Here is a 23,691-nt window from a genome sequence, read left to right as displayed (position 1 = left end):
GACTTTAATTAGGTCTAATTACTAACAAAAACATTTAAATCGGTTTTCAAATTGAGAAACGGCATAAAAATTGAAACCGTTTTATTCATAATAAATTACCTTTGTTCAAATTAAAAAAACAAATCATGATTAAGAGAATCTTTGCTTTACTTATTATTTTCAATTTAACAGCTTGTGCAGAATTACAACAGGTAGTTGATTCTTTACCAGAAGGCACAGGAGACGTATTAGGCAATGCTGATATTGCGGCCGGATTGCGACAAGCCTTGGACTTAGGTATTGACAAACAAGTGACCAAGTTAACTGCAGAAGATGGCTTTTTCAGAAATGAATTGGTAAAAATCGCTTTACCCGATGAATTAAAAAAAGTGGATGAAACGTTGCGAAAAATAGGCTTAAGCAGTTTAGCTGACGAAGGCTTAAAAGTACTGAATAGAGCGGCCGAGGATGCCGTATCTGAAGCGACACCTATTTTTGTAAATGCAGTGAAAGGCATTACGTTTGATGATGCTAAAAATATATTGCTTGGCGATGATACTGCAGCAACCTCTTATTTAACCTCGAAAACACAAACGGCACTTTACGATAAATTCAAACCAGTAATCAACAATTCATTCAGTAAAGTGGGTGCTGACCAAATTTGGACGAATCTTATTACCAAATACAATAATTTGCCTTTAACCAATAACGTGAATCCAGATCTAACGGATTATGTCACTGGCGAAGCTTTAAAAGGGGTTTACACCATGATTGCTGTGGAGGAAAAAGAAATAAGAAACCAAGTGTCTTCGCGTACTACGGATTTATTGCGGAAGGTATTTGCTTTGCAAGACTAGAAAAAGATAAAATATTTTTTTAGGCTTTAACATTCTTTTTAGATATAAATTACTAACTTTCAACGAGTAACTAATAACGCATTCCGTTGTGGCTAATTTAAATCGACTTCTAAATAAAAAGAAAAAGCTAAATAAAAAATATAAGCAGCTCATTGAAGAGGCTTATAATTTAAGACAAACCGATCATGCGTTAAGCGATTTTTCTGAGTATAAAGCCACCAAAGTGCTTCATAAAATCAACAAACTCAAATTTGTTGTTGGCGATACTAAGCTACAGGCCAATTAATCTATATTTAATACTATCCTAATAGTAACATAACATTCAACTCACAGAATATAAGCATCTTTGTAATGCAAAAGATTGAGTTAGTTAAATCTCGAATTAGTTAGTTGAAGTCGGTATTTTAGATAGTATCGACTTTTTGCGTTTCATCATGTAGCGTTTTAAAATACGGATAGGACTTCAATAAACGGCTGCCATACCAAGAAAATAATTCGCCATCCACAATTTTAATTGTCTTTTCTGGAAATTTTGATTGCAATTCTGCAATATGATCCGACTTAAACGGAAAAGGTTCGCTGGACAAGAAAATAAGATCTGCCCCTTTTAAATTTGAATTATTTAAGTCGATTTCTGGATAACGCTCTTGTGCTTTAAACACATTTGTAAATCCGGCTTCGGTGATCATAGCATCGATAAAATTAGTTGAAGCTGCCACCATCCATGGATTTTTCCAAATAAAATAAGCAACTTTCAACGGCTTTTTAGTTGTAATTTGAAGTTGAAATGCCTTACGTTCTTTTCGAATATTTGAAATTAATTCTGAAGCACGTTTTTCAACTTGAAATATATTGCCATACATTTTTATCAACTCAAAACAATCTTCTAAATTGTAAATATCACTGATATGAATTGGCGCAATAGTTTCCAGTTCTGCAATCATTTTCTTTGTATTTTCTTCTTTATTACAAAGAATGATATCAGGATTTAAATCTATTATTTTCTGAAGATTGATTTGCTTTGTGCCACCAACCACCTTTTTTGATAGTCGCAGATGTTTTGGATGCACATAGAATTTAGTCACACCAACGATTGAGGCTTCCAAACCTAAATGGACCAACAATTCGGTTTGGGAAGGTACTAGAGAGATGATTCGTTTTGGGGTTTTCTCTAGTTGAAATTCTCTGTTGAGTTGATCCTTCATCTTTTTAGTTTTTAGTCGTAGAATCAGTTTTCAGGCTTACTCATATGAAAAACTATAAACTGTGACTTTTAATTAAGACTTTTTACTCAAAACAGCTGCCATTTGCACCTGCAATTCCTCAGCCTTTGCGGCAGCGGCTTGTGCAAAATCTTCATCTTGAGAAGCGTAAATTATACCACGTGATGAATTGATTAATAAACCAACCGAACTATTCATACCATATTTACACACGTCCTGAAGATTGCCACCTTGGGCACCAACACCTGGTACCAACAAAAAGCTATCTGGAATAATGTTACGAATATCCGCTAAAAACTCCGCTTTGGTCGCACCAACCACATACATTAAGTTTTCTGAATTTTGCCAAGATTTAGAGGTTTCCAAAACTTTTTTGTATAACTCCACGCCATCTACTCCCGAAATTTCGGGATTGGTCTGAAAATCAAAAGCGCCTTGATTGGATGTTAAGGCTAAAAGAATCGTATGCTTATCCCTAAAAGCTAAAAAAGGTTCTACTGAATCTTTTCCCATATAAGGTGCAACCGTTACACTATCGAAACCTAAATCCTCAAAAAACGCTTTGGCATACATGGTACTTGTATTACCAATATCGCCTCGTTTAGCGTCAGCAATGGTGTAAATTTCAGGATGTTTTTCGTTGAGATAGTCGATTGTTTTTTCTAAAGCTCGCCAACCTTTAATACCGTAAGCTTCGTAAAATGCCGTGTTTGGTTTGTAGGCAACGCATAAATGATGTGTGGCATCTATAATGGCCTTATTAAAAGCGAAGATGGGGTCTTCTTCTTTTAATAAATGTTGTGGAATTTTATTTAAATCGACGTCTAAGCCTATGCAGAGGAAGGATTTCTTTTTTTGGATTTGTGTTGTAAGTTGCTTTGTAGTCATATTCAATAGTCAACATTTCTATTTAAATTCAACAACAGTTTTTCAGTTCTATTATTAAATATTTGAATAAATTTTTCAGTTTTCTCATTTATAATACAACCTCCTTGAAAGAAACTTAAAGTGATAATTTTAATTTCATTTTTCATTTCGGTATTCAATAATTGTTCTGGTCAACCAGAATATCCGCCTACACTTTCTAAGACTATTAGCTTTTTTTCAAGAAAAAATGCAACTGCCAATTGATTTACCAGGTCTTCTAACCATTGAATTTCATAAATGCTTAACTTCTCTTTTTTTTCATAAGCCGTCTTTAATTTCCAAACTGTATTCAAATCAGTTTGCAAAAATTTACTAATAGGTTTATTCTTTAAGTTAACTATAAAATTCTTTGGTGTATAATTTACCAATTCTATCCATTCTTTTTCTGACTGAGAAATAGAATCATTTTCCTGAGCCATACAGGTTGTACTCAAAAGCAAAAGTGATATTACTACAATTATTTTCAAAAGCCTTCTAAATTCATAAGATTCCTGCTTTCGCAGGAACTAAATCACATCATCACTAGCCTTCAATAACTCCGTATTTTCAGCCAACATTAATTCGTCAATAATTTTTTGAATATCACCATCAATGATATTTGATAAATCATAAAGTGTTAAACCTGGTACTCTATGATCAGTCACTCGTCCTTGCGGATAGTTGTAAGTTCTAATTTTAGCACTTCTGTCGCCAGAGCTTACCATGCTTTTTCGTTTTTCAGAATCAGCAGCTTGTTGTTTTGCTAATTCTAAATCGTATAAACGCGAGCGTAACACCTTTAAGGCTTTCTCTAAGTTTTTGTGTGATGATTTCTGATCTTGACAACTCACAATCATTCCCGTAGGTTCATGATGTAACTTAATGGCTGAATATGTGGTGTTAACCGACTGCCCTCCAGGACCAGTTGACGTGGTACGTTCTATACGCACTTCGGTCATATCTAATTCATAATCAAATTCTTCTGCTTCTGGCAACACCATAACTGTTGCTGCGCTTGTATGCACACGACCTTGAGTTTCGGTTTGTGGTACACGTTGTACACGATGTACACCAGCTTCAAACTTTAAGGTGCCGTAAACATCTTCACCTGAAACTTCAAATATGATCTCTTTAAATCCTCCAGATGTTCCATCACTCTGGCTCACCACATCGACCTTCCAGCCTTTATCAATGCAATATTTGGAATACATTCGGTATAAATCGCCTGCAAAAATACTGGCTTCGTCACCTCCTGTTCCTGCACGTACTTCCACGACCACGTTTTTAGCGTCATCTGGATCCTTTGGAATCAGCATAAAACGAATCTCTTCTTCTAGCTTATCAATGGTCTCTTTTGCTTCATCGAGTTGCAATTTTGCCATATCTAACATTTCGGCATCAGAGCCATCCGCAATAATTTCTTCGGCTTCAGAAATATTATCTAAAGCTTCCTTATAAATTTCGCCTTTATCTACAATAAGTTTAAGATCCTTATATTCTTTCATCAGCTTAGTGTAGCGTTGCTGATCGGATATAATATCGGGTTGAATGATAAGGTCATTTACCTCATCAAAACGTTGTTTTATAATCTGTATTTTCTCTAACATGGCTCTTCAAAAATTGGATTTCAAAAATACAATTTTTTTAGATTAAAGACCGCTTCGCTGTTAGATAATAGAAACAAGACTCTGAAAGATGACTTCATGAAAACTTCAGTTCTTTTACTTGAACAATGTAGCAATCACACTTTTTAAAATTAAGAAATGGAAATTTAAAATGTTACAGTATTAACAACTTGAAACGAATTTTAGTCTAGGCTCTAAAATCTATAAGCGCAGCGGTCTAGGTTCTTTTTATAAAATTTAAAGGAAATCAAATTTTTAATGTAAAAATAAATGACACCAAATAACGTTATTCATTAACTATGTATCGTTTCCTAGCTATACTATCCTTTTATAAGCCATTTGTGATTTGGTCATTCCTGGTTACTGCTGTTGTCGCCTTTTTTAATGCGCAAATAGCACCAGCCATAGCGACCAAAATATTTCTTACGGTTTTTGCATGGTATTATGTGAGCGAAACGCCGAATAAACGTAAATTAACGTTTTACAAGAATTTGGGCATATCGCCTTTTAAGCTATTTTCGATTATGTTTCTTATAGATTGTATCTTGACCGTTTTTTATTTGAGCGTTTTTAGAGAGTTTACATAACTGAATTTTTAAAAATTCCCGATTCAAATTTTAGGCTGAAAAAAATACTGAAATTCAATCAAATAAAAGACAATACCTCGATATAAAAACAATTAAAAATTGATATTTGAATTAGACAATGTAGAACTCTACTTTAAGAACAAACGCATTTTAAACGGTATTTACCTCAAAGCAGAAACAGGAAAAGTAACTGCTATTTTAGGTAGAAACGGCTGTGGAAAAAGTAGTTTACTCAACATTGCATTTGGAAATTTGAAGCCTAAATATAAGCTGGTTCGCTTAGACAGCAAACCACTTTTAAAGCCTTTGTATTCTGCGGGAATTGCCAAATATCTACCACAATATAATTTTATTTCTGATGGATTTAAATTATCCTTTATTTTCAAACTATATAAACTGGACTGGAATGCTTTTATCGAAGATTTTGAGGAATTTTCCAATTACGAACATTCAAAATTTAAAACATTGTCTGGTGGCGAAAGACGTATTATTGAAACCTATATTATTCTGAAAGCAACAAGTAAAATCGTGTTTTTAGACGAACCCTTTTCGCATTTAGCACCTTTACATATTGAAACCGTAAAGCAACTTATCGCTGCAGAAAAGAAAAAGAAAGCCATTGTTATTTCAGACCACATGTATCAACATATCATTGAATCTTCTGATGTGATCTACCTTCTTAAAAATGGTACCACTAAAAAGATTGAAAAGCTTACTGAACTTGAAGATTATAAATATTTGAATGCAGGCAGTCTCTAAGAATACAACGAATTAAGAAGATTCATTGGGCTTTATAATATTATCCAAATCTACGACGACGCCAACACCTAAAATTTGCTTCCACTGTAGTTTTGGACCTTCAATTACGATTTCTTCATTGGTCATATCATTGACTTCGACTTCAGATTTAATATCGTCATCATACCTAAGATGCGAACCCAGAGTGGCTTTAACGTATTTATTGACTTTCATGTCTAAGTTCAGTTCCCATTCGACATCAATATTCCCAAAACTATTGATATAATCTGTATATAAACGCAGAAGACTCGTCACTTTTATGTTCTCGAACATTTCTTCCTCGTATTGGTTAGTCAATAAAATGCCCAATTCTTGTCTTACTTTACTGCCTTCCCTTAAAATGTTTCCTTCTAAATCATAAATTGCAGGATCGACACCAAAAGCGCCCCTATTTGCCAAATCATCATCTAAAACAAATGTGGTTTTTAAAGTGAATGGGGAAGCGTAAAACGATAAACGTTCAATATGTCGTCCATATTCCATACCCAAACCAAAAAACATATAACCAGGTGCTAAAAATTGTGATATAGGCTCATCTCTATTGGGATAGTTATAGCCATTAGCCAATTGTGAATTAAAACTGAATTTTGCAGAATAGAACCAATTACTTGTTGGGTTTTTCTCTAAGCCAACATTAGAAATTACTTCAATAACATCATCGGTCTTTCTAATATCTCTATCTGCTTGTTTATTTAAGCCATAGCGTACATTGAAATTGGAATTCCAAAAGTATTTTTCCTTTTTGTATTTTGCAGTTGCCTTACCACTCACTATACCAGTAATTGAATTGGTTCCACCCGCGTTCCAATTAGTGAAAGAGACTTGATTAAGGGTTAAACCCACTTCTTTTTTGGTGCGCCATCCCAATTCTATAGGCAGTTCCTTTTTTTTCAAAAAATATAAAGAATCTGGTTGTGCTGCTATGTCGGTTGACGAGAACAAAATGACACTAAAAATAAGCCACAAATAGTTTTTCATGCTATAAAAAAATTAATACTGAAATGTACCGTAATCGCTTTTTATGGTCAGTTTCTTTTGATTTGATACTTCCACCCTACCAATAATCTTAGCATCTACATTAAAAGATTTAGAAATCTCAATAATGGAGTTGGCAATGTTGGGTTTTACATAAAGCTCCATACGATGACCACAGTTAAATACTTGATACATTTCTTTCCAATCCGTTTTAGATTGTTCTTGAATCAGTTTGAATAACGGCGGAACTGTAAACATATTATCCTTTATAATATGAAGTTCGTCAATAAAGTGAAGAATTTTGGTTTGTGCACCACCACTACAATGCACCATACCGTGAATAGAATCGCTATTGTATTGATTCAAAATTGCCTTTATGATTGGAGCATACGTTCTTGTTGGCGATAAGACTAATTTACCTGCATCAATTGGCGAATTTTCAACGGTATCGGTTAATTCAGTTTGACCAGAATAGACCAAATCTTCAGGTACGGCAGCATCATAACTTTCTGGATACTTATTGGCTAGATATTTAGAAAACACGTCGTGTCTCGCTGAAGTTAAGCCATTACTTCCCATGCCGCCATTGTATTGAGTTTCATAAGATGCTTGTCCGAATGACTCTAAACCGACAATAACATCGCCTTCGGTAATATTTGCATTGTCTATAACATCACTTCGTCTCATACGAGCTGTTACAGTAGAATCTACAATTATGGTTCTTACCAAGTCACCAACATCTGCGGTTTCTCCTCCTGTGGAATGAATGGTTACACCGAAGGATTTTAAATCTTCAATGAGCTCTTCAGTTCCGTTGATTATTGCGGAAATCACTTCGCCAGGAATTAGATTTTTATTCCTTCCAATAGTTGAAGACAACATAATATTATCTGTCGCACCAACGCAAAGCAAGTCGTCAATATTCATTATTAGGGCATCTTGGGCAATACCTTTCCAAACTGAAATGTCACCAGTTTCTTTCCAATACATATATGCTAGTGACGATTTTGTACCTGCGCCATCTGCATGCATAATCAAGCAAAAATCATCGTCATTGGTTAAATAGTCGGGTACAATTTTGCAAAACGCTTTAGGAAATAAGCCCTTATCGATATTTTTTATGGCATTGTGAACATCTTCCTTTGATGCAGAAACACCTCTTTGTGCATATCTTTTACTTACCGAATTACCCATAACAATGATTTAATATAGTTGTTACAAAAGTAAGAATTGCGTTTATTTATATGGAATGATTTGGTTGGAATTAATAACAGTTTTCATTTTTCGACGCAATGCTTCCTTTTTCTTGTTTCCTCCAAAGTAGAAATTGAGACCTAATCCTGCCCTAAATAAGATATCATCAGAATCGCCATCCACTAGTCCATCGAGTTCATCGGTAAACATATAATTATATTCTCCAAAGAGTTTTACGCCTACACCTTCTGTGAAAATAAATTCAAAACCAGCACCTCCTTGGGCTTTTGTTGCTGTATTTTCAAAATAATTAGAGGCATTATAACCACTTCCTGCATATAAAAATGGGGAAAACTTTGTGTATGGACTGAACAGGAATTCTAAATTTAAATCGAAAGACATAAAACCTTCGTTATAGATATCTTTGACAACGACGTTGTATTTATGATACGAAAAGTTAATATTTAGATGGCTTGTAATATGATGTTTGTAGCCCATTTTAAAATACAAATCAAACTCAGTTTCTGGATAGTCGCCTTCTATCATGGCAGAACCTGCTGCTATATCGATAGCATTGGAACCTCTTAAATTGAAAAAAGCATACCTGCGCTCAATGGATTTATCACTTTTTTCATCACTTACTTGAGAAAAAGCTGAATTAAAACTGAAAATAGTCACTGCTATACTGACAATAATAGCATTGAATTTGGAAATCATATACCTCTAATTAGAAGATAAGTTTATTCCATTGTAGATTTTTGAAGGGGCGGCAATATAGAAAAATATTTAGTCTTTCATAAATATCAGCAACTATTTATGTCAAACAAAAAAAGGATAAAACCGAAATATCGATTTTATCCTTGTTATGTTAATGGTAAATAAATACCTTAATTTTTCATCTTAACTTTTAAGATTCTGCTTGTAACTTTGCTTGTACATTTACAACTTTTTCATTAGTCACTTTATTTAAATCTTCTGATTTATCTTGTGAAAGAATAAGAGTTGCACCAACAAGTATAGCTACACTAAGTAGTAACTTTTTCATTTTTACAAATATTGATTAATAGCACTACAAAAATACGAAACAAACGTAGTATGAAAATGACTATTTCCAATTATTTATCATCATAGTACCGCCTTTTCGACAACTAGTTTGAAGTTATCGACAAACGACACGAATTGCAATTTCCGAACCTTACGATGTACGTAAACCTACGTACATTCAACCTAAAAATCTGCAATACAACAGACTTAAACTATTGTAATATCACTACTTAGTAAACAAAAGCTCTCTATACTTGGTTAATGGCCAGAGTTCGTCATCAATCATAAGCTCCAGTTTATCACAATGATATCTGATCTCTTCGAACAAGGGTTTAACTTTATTACAATAGCCATTTGCTTTGGTTCCTATTTCAGTTTGCTTATTCAAAACCTTACGCTCATCTGTCATTTTAGTTACCAAAGAATTAATCGCTTCTATATGACGGGATATTTGCTCAATTAAAAATAATTGTTCTTTAGCAATGTCCTTAAACTTATCGCCATAAATGGTTTTAAGGCCTGTGACATTTTCAATTAATATATTTTGATAGCGCACAGCAGTTGGCACTACATGATTACGGGCGATATCTCCCAAAACACGACTTTCAATTTGAATATGAAGGATATACTCTTCCATTTCAATTTCATATCGCGCTTCGGATTCGACCTTATTCATGACGCCTAAGTTGTCAAAAAGTTCAATCGAAGATTTGGCAATTTTAACTTTAAGCGCTTCTGGAGTGGTCTTATTATTGCTTAAGCCGCGTTTTTTAGCTTCCTTTTCCCAAGCTTCGCTATAACCGTTACCTTCAAAAAGTATCGCTTTAGACGTTTTAATATACTCTCTTAAGACATTAAAGATAGCATCATCCTTTTTCATTCCCTTTTTGTCGATCAATGCATCAACCTCTACTTTAAAATCCATTAATTGCTTGGCAACTATAGTATTCAAAACCGTCATAGGATTGGCACAATTTGCTGTGGAACCAACCGCTCTGAATTCAAATTTATTTCCAGTAAAGGCAAAGGGCGATGTTCTGTTTCTGTCTGTATTATCTAAAATCACTTCAGGAATCTTTCCAACGACATTAAGTTTTAAATCTGTTTTCTCTTTTGGTGATAATTTTCCTTTTGTAACCGTTTCCAACTCATTTAAAACTTTGGTCAGTTGCTGTCCTATAAAAACCGAAATTATGGCAGGAGGTGCTTCGTTAGCGCCCAAACGATGATCGTTATTTGCAGATGCTATGGCTGCTCTCAATAATTCTTCATGAATTTGAACCGCTTTTATGGTATTGATAAAGAAGGTTAAAAACTGAAGATTGCTCATGGGCGTCTTTCCTGGTGACAACAAGTTAACACCTGTATTAGTACTTAAGCTCCAATTGTTATGTTTACCAGAACCGTTGACACCCGCAAATGGCTTTTCGTGCAATAATACTTTAAACTTATGACGCTTGGCTATTTTTTGCATCACGTCCATTAACAAGGAATTATGATCCACTGCCAAGTTAGCTTCTTCAAATATAGGCGCCAATTCAAATTGATTAGGAGCGACCTCGTTATGTCTTGTTTTTACAGGAATACCTAACAACATACATTCGTTTTCTAAATCACGCATATAAGCCATTGCCCTATTTGGAATGGTACCAAAGTAGTGGTCATCGAGTTGCTGACCTTTTGCTGGCGAATGCCCTAATAATGTTCGCCCTGTTAATACAATATCTGGTCGAGACGAAGCCAAATCACTATCGATTAAAAAATACTCTTGTTCCCATCCTAAAGATGCATTTACTTTCTTTACATTTTTATCGAAATACTTACAAACGTCCACAGCTGCACTATCCACAACTTGAAGCGCCCGTAAAAGTGGTGTCTTATTATCTAAAGCTTCGCCTGTGTACGAAACAAAGACGGTAGGGATACACAACGTTGTACCGTAAATAAAGGCAGGAGATGTTGGGTCCCAAGCCGTGTATCCACGAGCTTCAAACGTATTTCTAATACCACCATTTGGAAAACTTGATGCATCTGGCTCTTGCTGAACCAGTTGGTTTCCACCAAATTTTTCAATAGCTAGTCCGTCTCCTATGGTTTCAAAAAAGGCATCGTGCTTTTCTGCTGTGGCACCAGTTAAAGGTTGAAACCAATGGGTATAATGAGTAGCTCCTTTTGCTATGGCCCATTCTTTCATTCCAGTTGAAATATGGTCTGCAACCAACCGATTTATCTTAGTACCTTTTTCAACAGCTTCCATGATACTGCTTAGGGCTGTTTTGGTTAAATACTGACGCATTGCGGCCTCGTTGAACACATTCTGTCCAAATATTTCAGAACGCCGTTTATCCTTCTTAATCTTTAATGGTTTTCTTTTTAAAGATGCTTTTACTGCATGAAATCTAAGTGTTGACATATTGATAAAATTTTAGGTCAAAAATACAAAATCTTTAAAAAAATATATACTACCCATATGTAAATAGGGTTATCTATAATAATTGATGATATTTTATCTAAAGTGCCCTATTTTTTTTGACCTAAGAAAAAAAATAGCAATATTTGTATTCATATTTTTAGATAAACAAAATTTTTATTATGGCAAAAATTAAATTAGAATACATTTGGTTAGATGGGTATCACCCAACTCAGAATTTAAGAAGTAAAACCAAAGTAGAGGAACACGAAAACTTTAAAGGAACGGTTGAAGAGTTAGACCTGTGGTCTTTTGATGGGTCTTCAACTAGACAAGCCTCAGGAGGTTCTTCTGACTGTTTATTGAAACCTGTAGCCATCTATCCAGATCCAGACCGTATTAACGGCTATTTGGTAATGACAGAAGTTTTAAATGCCGACGGAACACCACATGTTTCTAATGGTAGAGCCACTATTGAAGATGAAGACAATGAGTTCTGGTTTGGTTTTGAGCAAGAATATTTTATTATGGACACTAGAACACAATTACCTTTAGGATTCCCAATTGGTGGATATCCTGCGCCACAAGGTATGTATTACTGTTCAGTTGGTGGAAAGAACACTCATGGTAGAGGTTTAGTAGAAGAGCATGCAGATTTATGCATCGATGCTGGCTTAAACTTTGAAGGTATTAATCAAGAAGTTGCTTCAGGACAATGGGAATTTCAATTGTTTGCAAAAGGCGCTAAAAAAGCTGGTGATGAAATTTGGATTGCAAGATATCTATTGGATCGTTTAACTGAAAAATATGGTTACTATATTGAATATCATCCAAAACCATTAGGTAAAGATATGGACTGGAATGGTTCTGGTATGCACGCCAACTTCTCTAATGAAGTACTGAGAACTTGTGGAAGCAAAGAAACTTACGAGAGAATATGTGAAGCCTTTAGACCTGTGGTAAAAGAACATATTGCGGTTTATGGCGAGTTTAACGATCAACGTTTAACGGGTGATCATGAAACGGCATCTATTAACGACTTCAGCTATGGTGTTTCTGATAGAGGCGCTTCCATCCGTATTCCAATTATAACGGTAGAGAAAGGCTGGAAAGGTTGGTTAGAAGATAGACGACCAGCATCTAATGGTGATCCATACAAAATTGCAGGTAGAATTATCAAAACTGTAAAGAGTGCTAATATTTCTTAATTAGCACAGGCATAAAATGACAAAAGCTCCGAAATTCATCGGAGCTTTTTTTTGCTTTTATTTTAGGGCTATATAAATGAACACTAAATAAGCGCCAAATAACAGCATCCCTTTTAGTCTTCCTATCTCAAAGCGTTTTGGAACCAAAATCAAAGGAATTAAAATGGCAGCGAATGCGATCATCCACCAAATATTCGTCGATAATATTTCTGGAGTTTCTGGATTAACAACAATCGGTTTGATTATAGCCGTTAAGCCTAAAACAGAGGCAATATTAAAAATGTTAGATCCTATAAGATTTCCTAAAGAAATAGCTTTTTCTTTCTTTAAAGCAGCAATTACAGAAGCCGCTAACTCAGGAACGCTTGTACCAATCGCTATGACAGTGACGGAAATAGCATAGTCACTAATGCCGATTTGACCCGCTAATTGTTTTGCGCCATCTACCAACCAAAGTGAACCATAATACAGACCCGCTGCACCAATTAGCAACCAAATTACGATTTTAAAATTAGAAACTTCAGCCAAAGTATCATCCACTTCTTCCAAGTTAGCTTTTGTTGATTTACGTGAGCTTCTAATTAAGATAACAAGAAATACAATTAAAGCAACAAACATAATCGTGCCTTCTATTGCTGTAAGCACTAAATCATTCTTCAGAAAATAATACAATACAAAAGACAGCATCATCATCATTGGCCAATTTAATTTGTAGAATTCCCTATCAACGGACAATGGTGAAATAATAGCTGTAATTCCTAATACCAATCCAATATTAGCGATGTTAGATCCAATGACATTCCCTAATGCTATATCCGAAACGCCATCTAAAGCGGCTTGTAAACTCACCAATAATTCTGGCGCAGAAGTAGCAAAAGAAACGACGGTCATACCAATAACTAGCTTCGAAATTTTCAACTTAAATGAAAGTCCAACCGAAGCCCTTACCAAAAAATCACCACCAACAACCAATAAAGCTAAACCAGCTAAAACTAGAAATACACTCATTCCCTATCTAATTTATTTATTACTTATTTTTTATTTAATGTGCGAAGATAATATTTCATTTTAAGACCATCTAAAAACTATGCTTTTGCTTTTTTAATTCAATATTAAACAAATCAACTTCATACAAAAAAAGCCAAACTAAATAATTTCAGTTTGGCTTTTATTTTTTAAAATTATAAGCTTTTAATCCACTATTATTTTTTTAACAGCAGTTTGTTCACCAATTCTTATTTGCAAAAGATATAATCCTGAGGCTACTTCTAAATCAATAGAATCTTCAACATTAATAAAGCGCTTTAAAAGTTTGCCTTCCACAGAATATAATTTAAATTCAGTACTCGGCTTCGCTCCTGAAACAAAAACTCTTCCGTTAGTAGGATTTGGATATATCGAAACTTTAGATACATCATTTCCGTCAACACTTAAAGGTTGATTCCAAGTATCTCCAACATTATTCCCCCAAATATATTCAACCATAAGGGGTTGATCTATAAATGGATTTCTATTCTTCTGCCAATTATAGACAATATTATTCCTGTTCATTTCAAAATCGTCTGGAGGGTCATTTCTATGCCAATCTAATAAAGTTGCTAAATCGCCTAATTGCCCCGTAATATCAGGGAATCCATTGACTACTTCCAATCCGTTATATCGAATTTCCATATACAGCACACTTCGCGCCACATCGCCTTTAAAACTACCTGCGTTTCCTGTTGGCCCATTGTACTCTCCATAATGATCATTGTTACGCGTACTGTTCTCAGTGGCATCAGCCGCTCTCAATGCATGTGCATCAGAATTTCCATGACGTAAAGAATCTGCTTTGGTGGTCCAAAATATATCGATACCATCTGCTATTTCATCTTCTTCAATATCAAAAAAGCCGCCTCTCGATCTTGGAAACGTGTGTTCCCTATTCCATTTTTCGAAATTATCAGAACTCGTCTGTACATCTAATTTTGGTCGACCTTGTTCTGTATACAACAACCAGACCTCATTGCTGTTTAAAGGGTTCTCATCTGCATCGACTAAAATATCAAGCACATCTGCATAGGTTTGCGCACGTACCACATTTGGATCTGCAATAATGTTTTGTATGGCCTGTCTTAAATCTGTATCTGCTAATCCGTCGAGTGAATCATAGTAACCTGAAGGCTGTGTACTGGCAACCATAGTAAAGGTAGGATCAACAGGTGTGCCAAAATTTGCCGTGGTAAAGTCATTATCCACAATACGAATCTTCAAGTTGTTGTTTAGAGGGAGATATTCGGCAGGTAGACTTTCAAAACGTATTTTGGCAACCTCATCACCTTCATCAGCGGAGTCATCAATCAATGTAATTGTTGTTGAAGCAGTATTTTCATTCATAGGAATTGTAATCGCAGTATCTCCTGTAAAATCAGAAGTATCAAATCCAAAATTATCGAGTAGAATATTAAAGTTTAAGTTTTCGGTAACTGGAGTTTCAGAGGTGAACGTTATTTCAAAACTATCGTCTTCATTGTATTGTGTTTGTGCTATGGTAATACTAATTCCATTGAGCACAACGCCACTGCCATCGTTAAGTTGTCTTGGCGTTGGCGTGGTTGATGTGTAAAACACATTATCATCCATATCTACAAAACGCTGTATGGAATTTGGGTTGTTGCCTGGCCCTTCATTTATCTGTTCAATATTTTCAAATCTAGGATCTTGACTAAATATATCAATGAAGTCTTGATCGACAGGATCTGAGGTTTCATAAATTAAAACATCAATAAGATTATCGATTGTTGCGACGGTTTCTTCTGGAAAATCCAAATCGTCTGCTAGATAAATTGCAACAGCATCTGGCCCGTTTTGAATTATATTTTCTGCAATTAAAAACTGTGGCACCGGACTTACCGAGTTACTACCTATAAGAAATAGCCCATTAATATCTGTAACATAACCGTCAAGGTCTACAGTAAAGTAACTTGAATTATTACCAGATGCCGACCCATTAAAAAATACAACGACATAACCATCCAAAGGAAAATTCGGCGTTTCGGAAAGAAGTTCTAAAAACTCCATGTTTTCTGCTCCTGGCGAATCACAATCCAATTCGTTAATCACTAAAACCTGGGACCATCCCAAACACGACATTAATAGCCATACTATAAACGTAATTTTTTTCATTTCTGCATTTTTTACAAAGATAGTTTTAAAATTTAACTCATCTGTTAAGTCAAAATTAAATACAAAAAACGCAACAAATTAAACATGAAAATTATCATATAAAAAAAATCGAAAAAAGATGAACCCTTAAAATTTGACTCTTTTCAAGATGAAAGTTCTCTACAAAACCGAAAACGCCCTCAAAAACGCCCTATAAAAGTAATTAAATGAAATTATAATCGAATATAAATGTATTAATTTAAAACTCAAATATAGACAAGTATTAAATTATTATAACATATACCATCATTATAGTTATAAATTAGAATTCAATTTCGTGGATTTTCACATAAAAGTTTGGAACATAATGATTTGAAAATATATATTGAAAACTCTCCCGAAGCAACGGGACAAAAACAACATTATTATTAACCTCTAAAACCAAACAATTATGATGACCTTAACAAAACTGATTATTGAAATTATTTTAGCAATATTCTAAATTCAAAACCGACCAAACCACCAATCACTAAAATAAGTAGGACTTAGTTCTAGAATAAGTTTTACTATTTTTGTTGTAAAGCAACATTATGCAAAAAGTGTCTTTACTAAAAATGAAGAAATTAATCTTTAAAGCTTTAGCCAAAATTAATAAAGCCGTATTACCTTCTTATACCAAGAAACAATTAGACCTTAGCAAAGCTTCTAAATTACAACTTGCCATAATAGGATGGCGTGTTTATGTAACTAAGAATGCGCTTGGGTAAAAAAACCTGTCGAGTTATACTTTTTCTATATTCTATGCTATCGTTTTCAATTCTATGCTATCGTTTTCACTAATTTTCAATATCTTCTTTTAAGAAAGAACTTCATTCATTATTTGTAAACCGCAGTAATAGCATTGAACAATGACTTTTATCTTTAAAAAAACGTATTTAAACTAAATAGGTTGTAAAGTTCAATCCTTTCACATATCTTTCATTGTTATATGCAAGAGAAAAATCCAACCCTTTCTTTAAACGATAGCTTTATCGAAGCTGTTAAAAATAATGATCCACAAGTTTTAAAAAACCTGTACGTTAATAACTATCCTAAAATAGAAATTTTAGTTTTAAGGAATAGTGGCTCAAAAGATCAAGCCAAGGACATTTACCAAGACGCTTTCTTAGCCGTTTGGCAAAATATTAAACAAGACAAATTTATTCCAAAAAGTGAATCTTCAATCAACGGTTACCTTTATACGATTGCAAAGAATAAATGGTTGGATGTCTTAAGATCCAGTGGCTATAAAAAGACCATTGTGGCTTCACAATTAGGGCATTTTGAAATAAAAGATGAAGAAAATAATGATATTGATGATGACATTTTAAAAGATAAACGATTAGAAGATGTAATGCTAGCCTTTAAGAATTTAGGCGAAGCATGTAAAAGCTTACTACGTATGTTTTATTTTGAAAAAAAGTCGATGAAATTTATTGCCGAAGAACTGGCATTAGACTCGGCTTCAACCCGAAATAAAAAATACAGATGTATGCAAAAACTAAAAAGTTTAGCCCTGAAAAATTGATTATTAGCAATGGATTTACAACACATAACACAAGAAGAACTAGAACAGATTGAGAAGTATCTCAACGGTAATTTAGATGCTTTAGCTTTAACAAAATTTGAGCAACGCATGCAAACCGAAGCCGAATTTAAATCTAAAGTTGAAGATATAAAAACGGTATTAACTGGCATCGAAACCCAAGCTTTAAAAGAACAGTTAGATATTTTCCATGAAGCTATTGAAACCGTTTCAACTGAATCCGAAGAAGAAGACACCAAAGTACATACCTTAAATTGGAAACGTCTTTTAGTTGCCGCAGCTCTTATAATTGCCGCAGGTAGTTTTTGGTTTTTAGGTGGCAATCCTAACGAACGTCTCTACGCTAATTACTTCAAACCAGATCCTGGTCTACCAACAACAATGAGTAGTTCTGACAACTATAATTTTTATGAAGCCATGGTAAATTATAAACAAGGTGATTATAAAACAGCGATAGCCAAATGGGAGACTTTGCAAAAGGCAAAACCAAATAACGATACTCTAAATTATTTTATAGGAGTCGCCTATTTGGCCAATAAGAATGAAGAAATCGCGATTCCTTTTCTAGAAGGTGTAGCACAAAATTCTGAATTTGCACTTATTAATGATGCTTATTATTATTTAGGATTGGCTTATTTAAAAGCAGATAATGTAGACAAAGCTAAATCTAGTTTACAAAAATCGAATGTAGAAAACAGCAAAGCCCTTTTGTCTGAGCTAAACGATTAACAACTAACCTATTTTACTAATCTATTGATTATGAAACGATTTCAAAATTGTTTAAGACTATACATGCTTTTACTTTTCGTAATTAGCTGCCAGTTTGAGGTTTATTCGCAAAAGAATATGTCCTATGATACTGAAATTATTGATTCATTAATTTCAAATAAAGAATTTAAAAAAGCAGACGTCTTATTAATTAACAACATCAATGAACTAAAACAAGAAAAAGCGTTCCTGGAGTTAACAAAACGCATCTATTATGTTGGAAAAATTGCTGCAGAGCTAGAAAACGAGGCTATAGCCATTAAAAAAGCAAATGATTTTGCGAATAGTATTACTGATTTAACTGATTCTTTGTCTGTAATGAGGCAAAAGCATTTGGTACTTTCAAGGTTTTATGTTTACCTCCATGATTACAAAAAATCTTCAGAACAAAACTTATTGGCTTTAGAAATCACCAAAAAAATACCCGATGCAACTGGTGATTTATTTGGTATTATTCATCATAATCTAGGAGTAGATTATAGACGACTTGGCAATATCAAAGCATCTACGTACCACAGTCGCATGTCCTTAAAACATTACTTGTCTTATCCCAAATCTGACAAAACTAAAATTCTAGATGCATACAATTCTTTAGGCGGCAGAATGTGGGATGCTTACAAAATAGATAGTGCCTTGTTCTATTTTAAAAAAGGAGAAGAGATCATTTCTAAATTAGATCCGACTCCTATGAACCAATATTATCATGCCGCTTCTAATCAGGCTAATATTGCTTCGGTACAAGCAACATTGGGCAATACAAAAGAATCTTTAAAATATAACGAGAAAGCTATAAAAAATTACTTTCAATTTCTTAAATCAAACACCCAAGGCAAGGACTTTTTTAAAGAAGAAGCGCGTAAATTTTTATACATATCAATTGAAAATTATGCTGGTGATTTTAGTAAACAAGGCAACTTACAAAAGGCAAAGGAACTGAACACTTATGCGCTTGAAGAAAAGAAAAAATACTTGGATAGAGACGACCCTGAACTAGCCTATTCTTATTTGCAAGTTGCCAATTCGCACTTAAAATTAAAAGATTTCAAGACTGCAGAAAAGTTCATCAATAAAAGCTTAGATATTTATACTAACCAAGAACAAAAGGATTATTTAGGGATTGCGGATGGCTATTACTACAAAGGTACCGTAAACGAATACTATGGTAATATAGAATCCGCAAAAGAATGCTACGAAAAAAGTAAGGGTTATTATGAAAGTGTATTTGGAGATAGTTATGATGGTTTCTATTTAAATGCTATGATCACGCTTTCTGAGTTTTATGCAAAAAATGGCTATACAGATAAAGCCATTGAAATGGCAACTACGATATACAACTACGTAGTAAATAATCAAGGTGAGAGTACGGTTTTAGAATATTCCCTATTAGTAAACCTCGCAAGAATTCAATATAGATGCAAGAATTATAGTGAAGCCTCAAAACAAATTAACAAAGCATTAGCGCTATTAAGCGATTCTTATGCTACAGAAGTTAATGAACTCAATTTTTTAGAAAAACCAAAAGCATTATTGCTTAAATCTGAGATAGAATTAAAACTAACAAAGGATAAAGATTCGTTATTTCTCAAAAATCAATTTAAAAGCCTTAAAGAAGCCATTACCATTTTAGAACAGCAAAAAACTATGGCTATCGAAGATCAAAATATTTCTATTATTCTCGCTGATAATGACCAGGTTTTTGAATTAGCAAAAGCAATAGCCATGATGCTTTATGAAGAAACTAATGACAAGAAATATTTAAACGAAATATTAAGTATTCACGAATCAAAACTCTATAATAAGATTAGGCAACAGCTGAATGTACAATCTGATTTTATTTTAGATGATATTCCAAAATCCATTTTAGAAGCTGAAAAGCTACTAAAAAAGGAATTCAATTCGACCTTAAACATGGAGGGTGGTTTGGAAACATTTTTCGAAACCAATAAAAACTGGTCCGATTTGCTTGAAACTTTAAAGCGGGATTATCCCAAATACTATAACTTAAAATATGCCTCAATATCACAATCTTTAAACCTAAGTACTTCTAATTTTCCTGATAATAAGACTATCGTTAGATATGTTATCATTCAGGAAAAACTCTATGCATTCATCATTGAAAAAAATAAGATTGAATCCTATTTATTGGACATGTATAAGTTAAAACATGAGTTAGATTCCAATGAAAATGCTGACAATTTACAAGATGATAATTTAAACTTTTATAGCAATTTATATAATATTTTATGGAAACCATTTGAAAATTCCATTACCAACCAAAGTGTTATTGTAGTTCCTGATGGCGAACTCTTTAATTTAAGTTTTGAAGTTTTAACAACGACCAAGGTTAAGTCATTCAAAGAATTGTCCAAAAAAAGTTTGTTAAGCAAATACAATATATCCTACAACTACAGTCTGCTTTTAATTGATAAAAATAAATCACCAAAATTTTTTGAAAGCAATTTTGTCGCTTTTACCCCAGAGTTTACTGACCAGATGAAAAACAATTATAAAGTTGCTATAAAAGACTCTGTATTATTAGATAAAACCTATCTTAAGCTATTACCTCAGCCATTTACAGTAGATTTAGCAAAAGAATATTCTCAGTTATTCAGTGGTAATTCATTTACAAATGAAAGGGCATCGAAGCAAGTCTTTTCTGAACAAGCAAAAGAACATAAGATCATCCATATTGGAACGCATGCTGAATCTAATAATGTCTCTCCAGAGTTTTCACGGTTAATATTTGCAAAAAACCTCGATGACAACCAAAATACAGATAACAATTCGCTTTATACTTATGAGATTTACAATCAAAATTTAGCATCCAATTTAGCCATTCTAACCGCCTGTGAAACAGGAAAACCAACATTCCAACCAGGCGAAGGCATGATTTCTTTAGCACATGCTTTTAATTATGCTGGCAGCGAAAGTATATTAACGAGCTTATGGAAAATAGATGAACAATCTAGCGCAACGATTATCGAAAATTTTTATGGATACCTCAAAGAAGGGTTACCAAAAGATGAAGCCTTACAAAAAGCAAAATTAGATTATATAGCTACTGCAGAAGGGAGAACAATTTCTCCTCAATATTGGGCTGGTTTGGTGTTAATTGGAGATGCTGCACCTATTGATTTAGATTCAACAAATTTTTGGTGGATCTGGACCTTGTTAACTGTTACAATTATTTTGGCTTTGGTGCTATACATAAGGAACAAGAAAGCTTCAAATCCAATATAGACAGACATATTTTTTTTGTTGAGCAATAACGTTGTCTCATTTATAAAAGTTTGAATTATAGAAATTCCAATTCTAAAAAAAAACTTTAAATACGTGGTTTATCAATACCACGATCATACATCACAATACTGCCAGCCACAGAAACATTAAGACTTAATCGGGATTGGAATTTAATTAAAAAATGACTTTTTTCAATCGCTTGCCTAGACAATCCATGATCTTCTGCGCCCAATAAATAAACACAGCGTCTAGGATGGTTAAAAGTTTCTAGCGAAACAGCTTCATCAGTTAATTCCACACCGACAAGTCGCGCTCCTTTTGGTAAATTATTGAAGAAATCCTCAAAAGTTTCATAATGAAAATAAGGCATTGATTTTACGGCATTGTGCGTATCGCAAGCTTGCTTGGCATAACGATTTCCAATAGTAAAAATAAAACTCGCTCCAAGATTTTGAGCCGACCGCCAGAGTACTCCAAGATTTTCGGGTGTCTTGCCGTTTTGTATGCCTATCCCGAAGAATTCATTTTTTAAATTATCATTCATAATTCAAAAATATAAAATCCTGTTTGAAGTCATAGGAATGATTTGAAATGAAAAAGAGCTTGAACAAATATTATCAGTAATATTTATTCAAGCTCCATTATTTATAGTATGCTGTTGCAGCTAACTTAAAGTTTGGTTTACCTGTTAATCTATAATCGGGTTTCTACCAACAATTCCGTATGCTTAACCTGAAAGTTGTTAGTAAAAAAGAGATTGCCTGTTTGAGTGCTGTCGAAAACCAATTATCAATAGTCTTAAAATATTTTTGACTGTTAACGCTGAAGCTTCATCAACATACTTAAACTCAGAATATCATTTATTTTCCCTTAAATTGATGTTTTCAGACAATCTCATTTAGTTATATACTATGCTGTAGCAGCTAGCTTGATGTTTTGTTTATACTCAATCGGAGAGCATTTGTATTGGTCTTTGAAAATCTTAGAAAAATAACTTCGACTTGAAAACCCCAAAGAGTACACAATTTCTGATATGTTCAGATCGGTATTTTTAATAAGCTCTTCCGATTTCGTTACCCTTACAAATCTTATATAGGTATTTAACGTTTTGCCATGCATTAGTTTAAAACCTTCTTGCACTTTTGCCGGATTTATGGAAACCTTAGCCGCCAATTCCGTAACGTTCAGATTTGTTTCAGGAAAATTATTAACAAAATCAGACAACTCCTTTACCTGTTTCAATTCAAAAGCGGTCAGTGATCCCTTAGAATTCTTAGAACTTGCTATATCAACTGAATGTTGTTCTATCTCTAACGCCAATATCACGTTTACCAAACCTTGAATTAATAAAGTTCTGACCACGCCTTTTTGTTTTACGGCTTTGAGTTGATTGATACTATCTGCAATTTTAAGGTTGTACGAACCTACATAGCAGTAATCAGTTTTATTGTTTTCAATAAAAATTTCTGAAACCATCTTATTGATATAGTGTTCGGCCGAACTCCCATGAGACGTATTCAAAGAAATAAGGGCCGAATTCACATAAATATCCTTATGAAAATAAACATGCTGTTCCTCTGAAACTAAGTTAGCAGAAATACCTGTTTGAAATGTACCTACCGTTTTAATTTTGCCCGAATTTGAAAAAGAATGCGACAACTTGCCTTCTGCGCAATACAGAAAATTAACCACTGCTTGCTTAGGACTTGCTAAGGAAAATTTAATATCTTCTTTAAACTTTATATCAAATTCTAAGAAAACGGTATCTCTTTCTAATTCTATTCCTCTAATAAAGCCTTTACCCAGAAGATTATCGATTTGCAACTCTCCTTCATTAAGTTGCGTCGTAAACGTACCTCCAATTTCATTTTTCAATGTATGGAACATAGATTGAAGATTGTTTGCTTTTATTTCTATAGTTTTCATGAGTGTTTTTTTTGGTTAGACAATGGTTAACTAGTTTAGACTTTATTTGTAGTCTACTATTTGCTTTTTAAATTGATTCTACTATGAGTAGTAGAATTTAAAGCTCTTGTTAAAATAGGTTTTGGAAATATTCTTCCAACCTTTGCGAATTGTTTCTGTATGTGCTTTGATAGTGATTTCATGGTTATCAATTTTTTAGTTCAATTCTCTTTCAACAAAGTA

At 33.7% G+C, this 23,691-nt stretch carries 22 protein-coding genes; 9 read left to right on the top strand and 13 right to left on the bottom strand.

Annotated elements, in window-relative coordinates; all coding sequences use genetic code 11:
- Positions 1-125 precede the first annotated feature (125 nt).
- Positions 126-836, top strand: a complete 711-nt coding sequence (locus HM987_RS04065) for a DUF4197 domain-containing protein (protein WP_179005471.1) — start codon at positions 126-128, stop codon at positions 834-836.
- Between the two features lie 88 nt (positions 837-924).
- Positions 925-1,122 (top strand): Lacal_2735 family protein, encoded by a 198-nt coding sequence (locus tag HM987_RS04060; RefSeq protein WP_179005469.1) that lies wholly within the window; start codon positions 925-927, stop codon positions 1,120-1,122.
- A 118-nt stretch (positions 1,123-1,240) separates the two neighbouring features.
- Here HM987_RS04060 and HM987_RS04055 read toward each other — a convergent pair whose 3' ends face one another.
- The 4 genes from HM987_RS04055 to prfA all read right to left on the bottom strand — a co-directional run bounded on the left by HM987_RS04055 (position 1,241) and on the right by prfA (position 4,572).
- Positions 1,241-2,041: an ABC transporter substrate-binding protein gene (locus HM987_RS04055; protein ID WP_179005467.1), complete on the bottom strand. Its 801-nt coding sequence runs from the start codon at positions 2,039-2,041 to the stop codon at positions 1,241-1,243.
- 72 nt (positions 2,042-2,113) lie between these two features.
- Positions 2,114-2,947 carry an orotidine-5'-phosphate decarboxylase gene (gene pyrF, locus HM987_RS04050; RefSeq protein WP_179005465.1) on the bottom strand — a complete coding sequence of 278 codons (834 nt, stop codon included), beginning with the start codon at positions 2,945-2,947 and terminating at the stop codon, positions 2,114-2,116.
- Between the two features lie 170 nt (positions 2,948-3,117).
- A complete protein-coding gene (locus HM987_RS04045) occupies positions 3,118-3,405 on the bottom strand; it encodes a hypothetical protein (protein WP_179005463.1) in 288 nt (95 codons plus the stop codon).
- 87 nt (positions 3,406-3,492) lie between these two features.
- Positions 3,493-4,572: a peptide chain release factor 1 gene (prfA, locus tag HM987_RS04040; protein WP_179005461.1), complete on the bottom strand. Its 1,080-nt coding sequence runs from the start codon at positions 4,570-4,572 to the stop codon at positions 3,493-3,495.
- Positions 4,573-4,889: 317 nt separating this feature from the next.
- Between prfA and HM987_RS04035 the strand changes: the two genes are divergently transcribed.
- Positions 4,890-5,177, top strand: a complete 288-nt coding sequence (locus HM987_RS04035) for a hypothetical protein (RefSeq protein WP_179005459.1) — start codon at positions 4,890-4,892, stop codon at positions 5,175-5,177.
- A 99-nt stretch (positions 5,178-5,276) separates the two neighbouring features.
- A complete protein-coding gene (locus HM987_RS04030) occupies positions 5,277-5,936 on the top strand; it encodes an ATP-binding cassette domain-containing protein (protein WP_179005457.1) in 660 nt (219 codons plus the stop codon).
- Between the two features lie 12 nt (positions 5,937-5,948).
- On the opposite strand, the gene HM987_RS04025 is transcribed toward HM987_RS04030, so the two are convergent.
- From HM987_RS04025 to HM987_RS04005, 5 genes are all read right to left on the bottom strand, one after another.
- Positions 5,949-6,953 (bottom strand): DUF3078 domain-containing protein, encoded by a 1,005-nt coding sequence (locus tag HM987_RS04025; protein ID WP_179005456.1) that lies wholly within the window; start codon positions 6,951-6,953, stop codon positions 5,949-5,951.
- 12 nt (positions 6,954-6,965) lie between these two features.
- Entirely contained in the window at positions 6,966-8,144 is a 1,179-nt protein-coding gene (locus HM987_RS04020; RefSeq protein WP_179005454.1) for an AIR synthase related protein, read from the bottom strand.
- A 42-nt stretch (positions 8,145-8,186) separates the two neighbouring features.
- Entirely contained in the window at positions 8,187-8,861 is a 675-nt protein-coding gene (locus HM987_RS04015; protein ID WP_229724581.1) for a Curli production assembly/transport component CsgG, read from the bottom strand.
- Positions 8,862-9,051: 190 nt separating this feature from the next.
- Positions 9,052-9,189, bottom strand: coding sequence for a hypothetical protein (locus tag HM987_RS04010; protein WP_178987707.1), 138 nt, complete (start codon positions 9,187-9,189; stop codon positions 9,052-9,054).
- 225 nt (positions 9,190-9,414) lie between these two features.
- Positions 9,415-11,601 (bottom strand): glutamine synthetase III family protein, encoded by a 2,187-nt coding sequence (locus tag HM987_RS04005; RefSeq protein WP_179005452.1) that lies wholly within the window; start codon positions 11,599-11,601, stop codon positions 9,415-9,417.
- A 179-nt stretch (positions 11,602-11,780) separates the two neighbouring features.
- Between HM987_RS04005 and HM987_RS04000 the strand changes: the two genes are divergently transcribed.
- The gene (locus HM987_RS04000) at positions 11,781-12,806 is read left to right on the top strand and encodes a glutamine synthetase beta-grasp domain-containing protein (RefSeq protein ID WP_179005450.1); all 1,026 of its coding nucleotides are present in this window, start codon (positions 11,781-11,783) and stop codon (positions 12,804-12,806) included.
- A 57-nt stretch (positions 12,807-12,863) separates the two neighbouring features.
- Here HM987_RS04000 and HM987_RS03995 read toward each other — a convergent pair whose 3' ends face one another.
- Positions 12,864-13,814 (bottom strand): calcium/sodium antiporter, encoded by a 951-nt coding sequence (locus tag HM987_RS03995; protein ID WP_179005448.1) that lies wholly within the window; start codon positions 13,812-13,814, stop codon positions 12,864-12,866.
- Between the two features lie 183 nt (positions 13,815-13,997).
- A complete protein-coding gene (locus HM987_RS03990; RefSeq protein ID WP_179005447.1) occupies positions 13,998-15,971 on the bottom strand; it encodes an endonuclease in 1,974 nt (657 codons plus the stop codon).
- A gap of 593 nt (positions 15,972-16,564) precedes the next feature.
- Here HM987_RS03990 and HM987_RS03985 point away from each other — a divergent pair.
- From HM987_RS03985 to HM987_RS03970, 4 genes are all read left to right on the top strand, one after another.
- Entirely contained in the window at positions 16,565-16,717 is a 153-nt protein-coding gene (locus HM987_RS03985) for an SsrA-binding protein (RefSeq protein WP_179005445.1), read from the top strand.
- 221 nt (positions 16,718-16,938) lie between these two features.
- Complete coding sequence (locus HM987_RS03980) at positions 16,939-17,517, top strand: RNA polymerase sigma factor (protein WP_179005443.1); 579 nt, start codon at positions 16,939-16,941, stop codon at positions 17,515-17,517.
- A 9-nt stretch (positions 17,518-17,526) separates the two neighbouring features.
- The gene (locus tag HM987_RS03975) at positions 17,527-18,264 is read left to right on the top strand and encodes a tetratricopeptide repeat protein (RefSeq protein WP_179005441.1); all 738 of its coding nucleotides are present in this window, start codon (positions 17,527-17,529) and stop codon (positions 18,262-18,264) included.
- Positions 18,265-18,294: 30 nt separating this feature from the next.
- Entirely contained in the window at positions 18,295-21,543 is a 3,249-nt protein-coding gene (locus tag HM987_RS03970) for a CHAT domain-containing protein (protein ID WP_179005439.1), read from the top strand.
- 85 nt (positions 21,544-21,628) lie between these two features.
- On the opposite strand, the gene HM987_RS03965 is transcribed toward HM987_RS03970, so the two are convergent.
- Together HM987_RS03965 and HM987_RS03960 are read right to left on the bottom strand one after the other, a co-directional pair.
- Complete coding sequence (locus tag HM987_RS03965) at positions 21,629-22,087, bottom strand: RNA methyltransferase (RefSeq protein ID WP_179005438.1); 459 nt, start codon at positions 22,085-22,087, stop codon at positions 21,629-21,631.
- Positions 22,088-22,452: 365 nt separating this feature from the next.
- Positions 22,453-23,469, bottom strand: coding sequence for a helix-turn-helix domain-containing protein (locus HM987_RS03960; RefSeq protein WP_179005436.1), 1,017 nt, complete (start codon positions 23,467-23,469; stop codon positions 22,453-22,455).
- Between the last annotated feature and the right edge of the window lie 222 nt (positions 23,470-23,691).

Source organism: Winogradskyella forsetii (assembly GCF_013394595.1).
GTDB lineage: Bacteria > Bacteroidota > Bacteroidia > Flavobacteriales > Flavobacteriaceae > Winogradskyella > Winogradskyella forsetii.
This window is presented reverse-complemented; position numbering and strand designations above follow the sequence as displayed.

Bases quoted from the DNA above. Each gene is read 5' to 3' on its own strand.
- HM987_RS04065 (WP_179005471.1), top strand. From the start codon at position 126: ATGATTAAGAGAATCTTTGCTTTACTTATTATTTTCAATTTAACAGCT.
- HM987_RS04055 (WP_179005467.1), bottom strand. From the start codon at position 2,041: ATGAAGGATCAACTCAACAGAGAATTTCAACTAGAGAAAACCCCAAAA.
- pyrF (WP_179005465.1), bottom strand. From the start codon at position 2,947: ATGACTACAAAGCAACTTACAACACAAATCCAAAAAAAGAAATCCTTC.
- HM987_RS04045 (WP_179005463.1), bottom strand. From the start codon at position 3,405: ATGGCTCAGGAAAATGATTCTATTTCTCAGTCAGAAAAAGAATGGATA.
- prfA (WP_179005461.1), bottom strand. From the start codon at position 4,572: ATGTTAGAGAAAATACAGATTATAAAACAACGTTTTGATGAGGTAAAT.
- HM987_RS04035 (WP_179005459.1), top strand. From the start codon at position 4,890: ATGTATCGTTTCCTAGCTATACTATCCTTTTATAAGCCATTTGTGATT.
- HM987_RS04025 (WP_179005456.1), bottom strand. From the start codon at position 6,953: ATGAAAAACTATTTGTGGCTTATTTTTAGTGTCATTTTGTTCTCGTCA.
- HM987_RS04020 (WP_179005454.1), bottom strand. From the start codon at position 8,144: ATGGGTAATTCGGTAAGTAAAAGATATGCACAAAGAGGTGTTTCTGCA.
- HM987_RS04015 (WP_229724581.1), bottom strand. From the start codon at position 8,861: ATGATTTCCAAATTCAATGCTATTATTGTCAGTATAGCAGTGACTATT.
- HM987_RS04010 (WP_178987707.1), bottom strand. From the start codon at position 9,189: ATGAAAAAGTTACTACTTAGTGTAGCTATACTTGTTGGTGCAACTCTT.
- HM987_RS04005 (WP_179005452.1), bottom strand. From the start codon at position 11,601: ATGTCAACACTTAGATTTCATGCAGTAAAAGCATCTTTAAAAAGAAAA.
- HM987_RS04000 (WP_179005450.1), top strand. From the start codon at position 11,781: ATGGCAAAAATTAAATTAGAATACATTTGGTTAGATGGGTATCACCCA.
- HM987_RS03995 (WP_179005448.1), bottom strand. From the start codon at position 13,814: ATGAGTGTATTTCTAGTTTTAGCTGGTTTAGCTTTATTGGTTGTTGGT.
- HM987_RS03990 (WP_179005447.1), bottom strand. From the start codon at position 15,971: ATGAAAAAAATTACGTTTATAGTATGGCTATTAATGTCGTGTTTGGGA.
- HM987_RS03985 (WP_179005445.1), top strand. From the start codon at position 16,565: ATGAAGAAATTAATCTTTAAAGCTTTAGCCAAAATTAATAAAGCCGTA.
- HM987_RS03980 (WP_179005443.1), top strand. From the start codon at position 16,939: ATGCAAGAGAAAAATCCAACCCTTTCTTTAAACGATAGCTTTATCGAA.
- HM987_RS03975 (WP_179005441.1), top strand. From the start codon at position 17,527: ATGGATTTACAACACATAACACAAGAAGAACTAGAACAGATTGAGAAG.
- HM987_RS03970 (WP_179005439.1), top strand. From the start codon at position 18,295: ATGAAACGATTTCAAAATTGTTTAAGACTATACATGCTTTTACTTTTC.
- HM987_RS03965 (WP_179005438.1), bottom strand. From the start codon at position 22,087: ATGAATGATAATTTAAAAAATGAATTCTTCGGGATAGGCATACAAAAC.
- HM987_RS03960 (WP_179005436.1), bottom strand. From the start codon at position 23,469: ATGAAAACTATAGAAATAAAAGCAAACAATCTTCAATCTATGTTCCAT.